Genomic DNA, 1,312 nt, shown 5'->3' with positions numbered 1-1,312 from the left:
CGTATCCGGCCGACCAAGTACGTCTTTCCCTCTGTTGTAGCAGTTTCTACTTTTGTTGAAAAACAAGATGATAGAACAGAAAGAAGAGATGCTACGCCTGGTGGCGGTTTATGAGGAAAGCGGTGTGAGCCAGAAAGCCTTCTGCCAGTCTGCCGGATTAAACCTTTCCCGCTTTGGCTACTGGGTCAGGAGAGTGAGAAGAGAACGGGAGACTGCTGCCGGATTTGTAAAGGTTGATACTACCCTTGCTTCCCATCCAGCCATTGAGTTGGAACTGGTTTATCCCAATGGTGTAAAGATAAAGCTGCAGGAAGCAAACCTGCCGCTCATCAGCCAACTGCTGCGCCTATAACTGATGCTGAGCCTTAGCTCCTCCCATACCTATTATCTCTATGCTGCTGCCGTGGATATGCGCAAAAGCTTCGACGGGCTTTGCGGCCTTATCCGGAATCAAACAGTCAAGAATCCTGCTTCGGGCGAGGTGTTTGTCTTCCTCAACCGTTCCCGCAACCTTATCAAGCTGCTGCACTGGGAGCACGGCGGCTTTGTGCTCTACTACAAGCGCCTGGAGCAGGGCACCTTTACCCCGCCCGCTCTCTCTGGTACAGGTGGCAGCATCCGCTGGCCGGAACTTGTGCTCATGATAGAGGGAATTCAGGTAGAGAAGAGCCGGCAGAAGCTGCGCTACCAGCCGTAAAAAATGCTGCAAAAGTGCCTCCAGCCTATGAAAAACCAGCTTCTTTGGCTATTTTTAGAGCATGGAACCAGCACTGGAAGAGTTCTCGAAACAAGAGCTCCTCTCCCTCTTAAAGGAGCGGGAGCAGCCAGTGCTTGAGCAGGAGAACACACGGCTAAAAGCAGAGAAGGTCCATCTCGAGCAGGAGCTTGCTTACTACAAGGCCCAGGTGGAGATGTATCAGCGGATAGCCTTTGGCCAGAGGCGGGAGCGCTTCGAGGCGGATGCCGCGCAGTTGCCGCTTCCTTTTCAAGTTCCTGCTTCGCAACTTGAAGAGCAGGAGCACCTGGTAGCCCAGCAGGTAAGCTACACACGCAAAAAGCAAAGCGCCCATAAAGGCCGCACGCCGCTGCCTGCCCATCTTCCGGTAGAGGAAGTGGAGATTTACCCCGAGGGGGACCTCTCCGGCATGGTCTGCATCGGCAAGGAGGTAACAGAAGAGCTTGAGTGCGAGCCGGCCCGTTTCTTTATCCGCCGCTACATCCGCTACAAATACGCCCTCCGGAACCAGGAAGGGGTAAGCATCGGAACTCTGCCGGAGCGAGTGATCGACAAGGGCATGGCCGGAGCCGGTTT

The 1,312-nt window shown here is 54.3% G+C and carries 3 protein-coding genes; all 3 read left to right on the top strand.

Going from position 1 to position 1,312, the window contains the following annotated elements; translation table 11 throughout:
- Positions 1–67: 67 nt before the first annotated feature.
- The gene (tnpA, locus tag DXT99_RS26725; protein WP_115568651.1) at positions 68–352 is read left to right on the top strand and encodes an IS66 family insertion sequence element accessory protein TnpA; all 285 of its coding nucleotides are present in this window, start codon (positions 68–70) and stop codon (positions 350–352) included.
- A 3-nt stretch (positions 353–355) separates the two neighbouring features.
- Positions 356–697 (top strand): IS66 family insertion sequence element accessory protein TnpB, encoded by a 342-nt coding sequence (gene tnpB, locus DXT99_RS26720; protein ID WP_115568650.1) that lies wholly within the window; start codon positions 356–358, stop codon positions 695–697.
- Between the two features lie 61 nt (positions 698–758).
- On the top strand, positions 759–1,312 hold a 554-nt coding region (locus tag DXT99_RS26715), incomplete at its 3' end, for an IS66 family transposase (protein ID WP_181885292.1).

This window comes from Pontibacter diazotrophicus (assembly GCF_003367245.1).
Lineage (GTDB): Bacteria > Bacteroidota > Bacteroidia > Cytophagales > Hymenobacteraceae > Pontibacter > Pontibacter diazotrophicus.
This window is presented reverse-complemented; position numbering and strand designations above follow the sequence as displayed.